The organism is Streptococcus suis (assembly GCF_046032515.1).
Classification (GTDB): domain Bacteria; phylum Bacillota; class Bacilli; order Lactobacillales; family Streptococcaceae; genus Streptococcus; species Streptococcus suis_AL.
In genome coordinates this window covers 56582-65551 of record NZ_JARQPJ010000016.1, presented here as the reverse complement: position 1 = coordinate 65551, position 8970 = coordinate 56582, and the positions used below count along the sequence as shown (strand labels likewise).

The 8970-nt window shown below is 43.5% G+C and carries 6 protein-coding genes; 5 read left to right on the top strand and 1 reads right to left on the bottom strand.

Annotated features, from left to right (window positions below; all coding sequences use genetic code 11):
• The 3 genes from P7J49_RS08220 to hisS all read left to right on the top strand — a co-directional run.
• Positions 1-480: LPXTG cell wall anchor domain-containing protein (locus P7J49_RS08220; RefSeq protein ID WP_408570393.1), on the top strand; the 480-nt coding region annotated here is incomplete at its 5' end.
• 286 nt (positions 481-766) lie between these two features.
• Positions 767-1468, top strand: coding sequence for a hypothetical protein (locus tag P7J49_RS08215; protein ID WP_002941202.1), 702 nt, complete (start codon positions 767-769; stop codon positions 1466-1468).
• A 114-nt stretch (positions 1469-1582) separates the two neighbouring features.
• Positions 1583-2866: a histidine--tRNA ligase gene (gene hisS / locus P7J49_RS08210; protein WP_408570392.1), complete on the top strand. Its 1284-nt coding sequence runs from the start codon at positions 1583-1585 to the stop codon at positions 2864-2866.
• An 80-nt stretch (positions 2867-2946) separates the two neighbouring features.
• Here hisS and adhP read toward each other — a convergent pair whose 3' ends face one another.
• On the bottom strand, positions 2947-3972 hold the full coding sequence (gene adhP / locus P7J49_RS08205) for an alcohol dehydrogenase AdhP (RefSeq protein ID WP_029178202.1): 1026 nt from the start codon (positions 3970-3972) through the stop codon (positions 2947-2949).
• 443 nt (positions 3973-4415) lie between these two features.
• Between adhP and adhE the strand changes: the two genes are divergently transcribed.
• Both adhE and thrC read left to right on the top strand, forming a co-directional pair.
• Positions 4416-7067, top strand: coding sequence for a bifunctional acetaldehyde-CoA/alcohol dehydrogenase (adhE, locus tag P7J49_RS08200; protein ID WP_408570391.1), 2652 nt, complete (start codon positions 4416-4418; stop codon positions 7065-7067).
• A gap of 412 nt (positions 7068-7479) precedes the next feature.
• The gene (gene thrC, locus P7J49_RS08195; RefSeq protein WP_408570390.1) at positions 7480-8964 is read left to right on the top strand and encodes a threonine synthase; all 1485 of its coding nucleotides are present in this window, start codon (positions 7480-7482) and stop codon (positions 8962-8964) included.
• Positions 8965-8970: the final 6 nt, after the last annotated feature.

Below are 8970 nucleotides of genomic sequence, written 5' to 3'. Positions count from 1 at the left end.
CAAGCGGCTCTAACTGAAGCACAAGCTAAAGCTGAAACAGCACAAAACAAACTTGAAACTGTTACTGCTAAACTTGCAACAGAAGAAAGCAAATTGGCTGAACTTCAAGCTGAGTACAACAAACTCAAAGACCTTGAAGACAAAGCAAAAGACAATGTGATTGCAACACTTCCAGATGGAACCATTGTTGCTGTACCAAAAGATGCACCAACTGCTGCTGAAAAACCAGCTATCAATATTGATGCAGTCAAAGACGCTATCACCAAAGGTCAAGATGTAACAGTTGTTGACGGTAAGGTTGTGGTGACAAAACCACAAGCAGGTGTCACCGTCACACCACAAGGTATTACTTACTCACGTGCAGAACGTGCTAAGACCTTGCCAAACACAGGGGAGCAAACAAGTCTGTTGGCACTCGCAGGTGTGGCAGTATTGTCTAGTCTTGGTCTTGCAAGTGTAAGAAGACGTAAACAAGGATAGTTAGCTAAAATGAAAAAATCTTCTTACTATGACAGTAGGAAGATTTTTTGGATTGCCAAAATTATTGAAAAGCTTGTTCTATTCCGACAGTTTTGGGGAATTTTTAATGATTTCTTTTACCGTTAATTGGAATGGTAATGCTTATTGAGAAGGGTTAAAATAGGAAAAAATCTAGGACTTTGCTAAAATAGTCAAAAAAGAAAGAAAATACTTGACAGCATATATATATATATATATATAATGATTATAGGACGAGTTCCAATTATTCAATATAAAGGAGAGCTGTATGAAAACAGTTGGAAAGTTTTTTGCGAAAAAGTTGGCTAGCCTCTTAGTCTTGCTGCTGGTTTTAGGTATAGGTATTTTCTGGTTTAGAAATAGCATTCTAGCATGGTTCCAGGGAACCCATAAGGTTCAATATGAATTTGTCATTAAGAAGTTTGAAGCGGAAAGCAAGCTGGTTGTAGCAGGTGCTGAGGTGGATACGACTGCCAACCAGACCTTTGAAAACAATAAATTAAAGGAATGGCCAGACTGGACAGAACCGATTACCAAGCTCTTTGTAGGACGTGAAATGTCCGTTGATATTCCTGTGCAGACGGAGTTCAAGCTGGTCTTGGAGGGCATTGGTCAGTCTGATGTTCAGATTCAAAACAATACCTTAACCTTCAAGAAACCTGTGCTTGTTGAAGTTGATTCTCAGCAACATGGAGAAATCAAAATCAGCAATAATAGCAATGGTTTGCTAGACAAGGCTGTCGATGTCTTCACTTCTGGACAAAAGGCTCAGGAATTTCTAAATGATAAATCCCAAGAAGCCATTTATAAGACAAGCGAGGAAGTATTGAATGACGCAGGACGCCAAGAAAAAGTAGCGGCCTTTGCAGAAACAGCCTTAGAAAACCTCCTCAACCTCAACTCCGAAGAAAAACTTGAGGTTGAAATCGAAGTTGCAGACTTGAATTTCCAGATTGTGGATAAGAAATAGTTTTTTTAAACAAGGTCGTGTCAGTAGGCACGGCTTTTTGTCCGCTCTGCCATTTCCAAAAAAGACTAAAATATGATAAAATAAGGGGCAAGATATAGAGAAGTGAGAAGACCTATGAAACTACAAAAACCAAAAGGAACACAGGATTTACTACCGCAGGATTCTGCTAAATGGCAGTACGTGGAAAACTTTACCCGCAGCATTTTCAAACAGTACAATTACGCTGAGATTCGCACACCGATTTTCGAGCATTACGAGGTGATCAGCCGTTCGGTTGGCGATACGACGGACATTGTGACCAAGGAGATGTACGATTTCTATGACAAGGGAGAGCGTCATATCACTCTTCGTCCAGAAGGGACGGCACCGGTTGTTCGCTCCTATGTAGAAAACAAGCTCTTTGCTCCAGAAGTACAAAAGCCTGCTAAGTTCTATTACATGGGCCCAATGTTCCGCTATGAGCGTCCGCAGGCTGGTCGTCTACGCCAGTTCCACCAGATTGGTGTGGAGTGTTTTGGTTCCAATAACCCAGCGACAGACGTAGAAACCATTGCTATGGCCTATCACTTCTTTGAAGAGTTGGGAATCAAGGACATTCGCCTCCACCTCAACAGTCTGGGCAATCCAGAGAGCCGTGCCGCTTATCGTCAGGCTTTGATTGACTATCTGACCCCGCTCAAGGACCAGCTTTCCAAGGATAGCCAGCGCCGTCTAGAAGAAAATCCTTTGCGTGTGTTGGATTCCAAGGAAAAAGAAGACAAGGTCGCAGTGGAAAATGCACCATCCATCTTGGACTATCTAGATGAAGAAAGTACAGCTCATTTTGAAGCGGTCAAGTCTATGTTGGACAGCCTAGGTATTGCTTACACCATTGACACCAACATGGTGCGTGGTTTGGACTACTACAACCACACCATTTTCGAGTTTATGACAGAAGTGGGTGGTAACGACCTGACCATCTGTGCCGGTGGACGTTACGACGGTTTGGTGACCTACTTTGGCGGACCAGAAACACCAGCTTTTGGTTTTGGCATGGGCATTGAGCGCCTCATCCTAGTCCTTGAAAAGCAAGGCATCGAGCTCCCTCTCGACACCCAGTTAGATGTTTACATCGCGGTTTTAGGTCAGGAGGCCAATAGCGGAGCGCTTGAGCTGGTTCAAGCCATCCGCAAGCAAGGTTTCCGTGCAGAGCGTGACTATCTGGACCGCAAGCTCAAGGCCCAGTTTAAGTCAGCAGATGTCTTTGGAGCCAAGGCCATCATTACCCTGGGTGGTAGCGAAATCGAATCTGGACAGGTTGTGGTCAAAAATAACCAGACAAGAAGTCAAGTTGAAACAAGCTTGGAAGCACTCAAAATAGATTTTGCAAGTATTTTAGAAGAATTGGAGAAGCAGTAGTCTAAAGCTGCTTCTTTTTATTTTAGAAAGCAAAAAAGAAGCGATTGGATAATCACTTCTTGAAAATAGTGGAGAACGCATTAGTGTGAGTGGCAGAAGTCTAAGACCATGCGGCCTTGAATAGTTCCCGCTGCCATTTCATCAAAGACTGCTTCGGCATCTTCGACTGGACGTTTTTGAACGACTGGAACAACTAGTCCCATAGCACCGAAGTGGAAGGCCTCTTCTAGGTCTTTACGAGTACCAACCAGAGAGCCGACAACCTTGATACCATCTAATACAGTTTTCACAATGCTGAGATCCATATATTCAGATGGAAGTCCGACAGCCACTACATAACCGCCTGCACGAACGCTGTCAATAGCTTGGTTGAAGGCTACTTTGGAAACAGCCGTTACGACAGTTGAGTGAGCACCGCCACCAGTAATTTCTTTAATATATCCAGGAACATCTTCTACTTCAAGTCCGTTAATCGTCACATCTGCACCAACTTCTTTGGCGAGTTCCAATTTATCATTATTAATGTCTACAGCGATAACATGAGCGTTGAAGACTTTTTTAGCGTATTGTACAGCAAGATTTCCGAGTCCGCCAGCACCATAGATAGCGATCCATTGACCTGGTTCCAAGTGAGCTTCTTTAATCGCTTTGTAGCAAGTAACGCCAGCACAAGTGATAGAACTTGCTTGAGCTGGATCAAGACCTTCTGGAACTTTTACTGCATAGTCTGCTGTTACAATACATTGCTCAGCCATACCACCGTCAACAGAGTAGCCTGCATTTTTTACGGTACGGCAGAGAGTTTCGCGACCGGTTGTACAATATTCACACATACCACAGCCTTGGAAGAACCAAGCAACGCTGACACGGTCGCCGACCTTCAAGCTGGTCACATCAGGAGCAATTTCAGTCACGATACCGATACCTTCGTGACCAAGAACGCGACCAGGAACCTTACCAAAATCACCATTGGCAACGTGGAGGTCAGTGTGACAAACACCACAGTACTCAATTTGGACCAAAGCTTCGCCAGCTTCAAGTGGACGAAGTTCTTTTTCAACAACGACAACACCAGTAGATTCTGGATTAACAACAACTGCTTTCATGGCAGACCTCCTATTTATTGCAGCACATTTTTTGAATGTGTTAATATAATTTATTTTTGTTAATAATATCACAAAAACAAAAATAAAGCAAGTATATCAATAGATTTAAATTAATATCTATAAATGGAAAAAACCAGAAATTTATCCAAACTTTTTCAAAAAAATCTATTTACATGGAAGCGTTTTCTTGGCAAACTAGTATCGTAAATGTTAGAGAAAGAATAAATGATAAAGATTTGTCTTACTTTATATATTTTTCGACCAAACAAAGCAGAAACAAATCTGAATGTTTTCTGAAAAAAGAAAAAGCAAGCGCTTACTATGACAAAACAGAAAAAATGTGAAAAAATTAACAATTTCTCTTTACAAATAAAAATAAAAGTTGTAGAATAACATTGTGAAAAAGTTAACAAAATGTTGACAAGAAAATTTGGAGGAACACAATGGCTGATAAAAAAGTTGTATCACCAGAAGAAAAATTAGTAGAAGCTCGCAAACACGTTGATGAGCTTGTTCAAAAAGGTTTGGTTGCTCTTGATGAGTTCCGCAAACTTGGTCAAGAAGAAGTAGACTACATTGTAGCTAAGGCTTCGGTAGCTGCTCTTGATAAGCACGGTGAATTGGCAATGCATGCCTTTGAAGAAACCCAACGTGGTGTATTCGAAGATAAGGCAACGAAAAACTTGTTTGCCTGCGAGCACGTGGTTAACAATATGCGCCATACAAAAACAGTTGGTGTCATTGAAGAAGACGAAGTGACAGGTTTGACCTTGATTGCCGAGCCAGTTGGTGTTATCTGTGGTATCACTCCAACAACAAACCCAACTTCTACAGCAATCTTTAAATCATTGATTGCCTTGAAGACACGTAATCCAATTGTCTTTGCCTTCCACCCATCTGCACAAGAATCTTCTGCTCATGCAGCTCGTGTTGTCTATGAAGCAGCTGTGGCAGCTGGTGCCCCTGAAAACTGTATCCAGTGGGTAACAAAACCATCTATGGAAGCAACTTCAGAGTTGATGAAGCACGACGGTATTGCAACAATCCTTGCAACTGGTGGTAACGCAATGGTGCGTGCGGCTTACTCTTGTGGTAAACCAGCTCTTGGTGTAGGTGCTGGTAACGTTCCAGCCTATGTTGAAAAATCAGCAAACATCCGCCAGGCGGCACATGACATCGTTATGTCTAAGTCATTTGACAACGGTATGGTCTGTGCGTCAGAACAAGCAGTTATCATTGATAAAGAAGTTTACGATGAGTTTGTAGCAGAATTCAAGTCTTACAAAACTTACTTCGTTAATAAGAAAGAAAAAGCTCTTCTTGAAGAATACTGCTTCGGTGTGAAAGCTAACAGCAAAAACTGTGCAGAAGGCAAACTGAATGCAGACATCGTTGGTCGCCCAGCTGCATGGATTGCTGAGCAGGCTGGCTTCTCAGTACCAGAAGGTACAAACATCTTGGCAGCTGAGGTTGCTGAAATCGGTGAAAAAGAACCATTGACTCGTGAGAAATTGTCACCTGTTATTGCCGTCTTGAAAGTTGACGGTCGTGCAGAAGGTCTTGAAGCGGCTCGCCAAATGGTTGAATTCCACGGTCTCGGTCACTCTGCAGCTATTCATACGGAAGACGCAGAATTGGCGAAAGAGTTTGGTACAATCGTACGTGCTATCCGTGTTATTTGGAACTCTCCATCTACTTTCGGTGGTATCGGTGATGTTTACAACGCATTCTTGCCATCATTGACACTTGGTTGTGGTTCTTACGGACGCAACTCAATCAGTGATAACGTAAGTGCTATGAACTTGCTCAACATCAAGAAAGTAGGAAGACGTAGAAATAATATGCAATGGTTTAAAGTTCCTTCTAAAACATACTTCGAACGTGATTCTATCCAATATCTCCAAAAATGTCGTGACGTTGAACGTGTCATGATCGTTACAGACCGTGCCATGGTAGAACTTGGATTCCTAGATCGTATCATCGAACAGTTGGATCTCCGTCGTAATAAAGTGGTTTACCAAATCTTCTCAGACGTTGAACCAGATCCAGATATCACAACAGTTTACAAGGGTACAGAATTGATGCGTACCTTCAAACCTGATACAATCATCGCCCTTGGTGGTGGTTCACCAATGGATGCTGCCAAAGTTATGTGGCTCTTCTACGAGCAACCAACAGTTGACTTCCATGACCTGGTTCAGAAATTCATGGACATCCGTAAACGTGCCTTCAAGTTCCCAGAGCTTGGTAAAAAATCTAAGTTTATTGCGATTCCAACAACATCAGGTACAGGTTCAGAAGTAACACCGTTTGCCGTTATCTCTGATAAAGCAAACAACCGTAAATACCCAATCGCTGACTACTCATTGACACCAACTGTGGCAATCGTTGACCCAGCACTCGTATTGACAGTACCTGCACACGTTACAGCAGATACTGGTATGGACGTATTGACTCACGCTACGGAAGCCTATGTTTCAACAGTAGCTAATGACTTCACGGACGGTTTAGCTCTCCAAGCTATTAAACTTGTTTTTGAAAACCTTGAAAGTTCAGTGAAGAATGCGGACTTCCACTCACGTGAGAAAATGCACAACGCATCAACCATTGCAGGTATGGCCTTCGCCAACGCCTTCCTAGGTATTTCTCACTCAATGGCCCACAAGATTGGTGGACGTTTCCACACAGTTCACGGTCGTACAAACGCTATCTTACTTCCATACGTAATCCGCTACAACGGTACACGTCCAGCTAAGACAGCGACATGGCCTAAATACAACTACTACAAAGCGGATGAAAAATACCAAGACATCGCACGTATGCTCGGTTTGCCATGCTCAACACCAGAAGAAGCAGTTGCTGCCTACGCACAAGCAGTTTACGACCTCGGTGAGCGCATCGGTATCCAAATGAACTTGAAAGCACAAGGTATCGACGAGAAAGAACTCAAAGAACACTCTCGCGAATTGGCTCTTCTTGCTTACGAAGATCAATGTACACCAGCTAACCCACGTCTAGCAATGGTTGACCACATGCAAGAAATCATCGAAGATGCTTATTATGGTTACAAAGAGCGTCCAGGTCGCATCAAGTAAGGATTTTCGTCACGATACATCGTTAAAGCTCCTTGCCTAACTTTAGTTATGCCTACGTCGCTTTGCCTTGTCTCGTTTAGAAAATCATTCCTTGATGGTTTGGGTAGTTTCGTCAATCTGCCTAGAAAGACTTAGGACTAGAAAAAGTCTAGGTAGGAGTAGCAAATCGTATCCTACTCAGTTGAACGGAGTAGGATTTACAGGTAAATTGCCTCCAAATATCGTAAGACAATCCTCTATTTTAAAAATAGGGGATTGTTTGTTTAGAAATAATGGTGGAGATTCTGTAAAAAGCGAAAGTGGTTGGAAAGTTAGGGTTTAGCCGAGAAAAAAAGACTTTTCTATCTATCTTTCACAATTTTCTGTCAATTTATGGTAGAATAGAAAAAATAGATTTTTTATGAGGGATACCATGACACTAGTTTATCAATCAACACGCGATGCTAAAAATACTGTATCGGCTAGTCAGGCGATTTTGCAGGGCTTGGCGACAGATGGTGGTTTGTTTACACCGATTTCCATTCCAACAGTTGACTTGGATTTTTCAGTTCTCAAAGACGCTTCTTATCAAGAAGTTGCCAAGTTGATTTTGTCGGCTTTCTTGGATGATTTTACGGCAGATGAACTGGACTACTGTATCAATAACGCCTACGACAGCAAGTTTGACACACCAGTTATTGCCCCAGTGGTTAAGCTAAAAGGTCAATACAACTTGGAGCTTTTCCGTGGCTCAACCATTGCCTTTAAGGATATGGCACTGTCTATCCTGCCTTACTTGATGACGACTGCGGCGAAAAAGCATGGTTTGGAAAACGAGATTGTCATCTTGACAGCGACTTCAGGCGATACAGGCAAGGCGGCTATGGCTGGCTTTGCGGATGTCCCAGGCACGCAAATCATTGTCTTCTACCCACGTGACGGGGTGTCGAAAGTTCAGGAATTGCAGATGACCACGCAGACAGGGGCTAACACGCACGTGGTGGCTATTGACGGAAACTTTGACGATGCCCAGACCAATGTCAAGCACATGTTCAATGATGAGGCCCTCCGTGCCAAATTGGCGGCTAAGAAACTCCAGTTTTCATCTGCCAACTCCATGAACATCGGCCGCTTGGTGCCACAGATTGTTTATTATGTTTATGCCTACGCTCAGCTGGTTAAGACTGGCGAGATTGCGGCGGGCGACAAGGTCAACTTCACCGTTCCAACAGGAAACTTTGGAAACATCTTGGCGGCTTATTACGCCAAACAAATCGGTCTGCCAGTTGGCAAGCTCATCTGTGCGTCCAACGACAACAACGTTCTGACCGACTTCTTCTCGACAGGCGTTTACGACAAGAACCGTACCTTCCGCGTGACCACCAGTCCGTCCATGGACATCTTGGTGTCCTCTAACTTGGAGCGCTTGATTTTCCACCTCTTTGGCAATGACGCTGCAAAAACAGCCGAGCTGATGGAAGCCTTGAACACAGCTGGTCAGTATGACATTCAAGGGGCTGACGCGGATATCCTCTCTCTCTTTGCTGCCGCCTTTGCGACAGAAGAAGAAACCGCTGCGGAAATCAAGCGTGTCTATGACGAGTCAGACTACATTGAAGACCCACATACGGCTGTTGCCTCAGCTGTCTATAAACAGTATGTGGAGCAAACAGGAGACCAAACTCCGACAGTGATTGCGTCAACTGCTAGTCCTTACAAGTTCCCGGTGGTTGCGGTTGAGGCTGTGACAGGCCAGTCAGGCTTGACCGACTTTGAAGCCCTTGCAAAATTGCATGAGATTTCAGGTGTAGCCTTGCCACCAGCTGTGGACGGCTTGGAAACGGCACCTGTCCGCCACACTACCGTCGTTGCAGCTGCAGATATGCAGGTTGAAGTAGAACGCTATTTGGGTGTTTAATCTATA

Excerpts from the sequence above, each read along its gene's own strand:
- P7J49_RS08215 (WP_002941202.1), top strand. The coding sequence starts at position 767 with ATGAAAACAGTTGGAAAGTTTTTTGCGAAAAAGTTGGCTAGCCTCTTA.
- hisS (WP_408570392.1), top strand. The coding sequence starts at position 1,583 with ATGAAACTACAAAAACCAAAAGGAACACAGGATTTACTACCGCAGGAT.
- adhP (WP_029178202.1), bottom strand. The coding sequence starts at position 3,972 with ATGAAAGCAGTTGTTGTTAATCCAGAATCTACTGGTGTTGTCGTTGTT.
- adhE (WP_408570391.1), top strand. The coding sequence starts at position 4,416 with ATGGCTGATAAAAAAGTTGTATCACCAGAAGAAAAATTAGTAGAAGCT.
- thrC (WP_408570390.1), top strand. The coding sequence starts at position 7,480 with ATGACACTAGTTTATCAATCAACACGCGATGCTAAAAATACTGTATCG.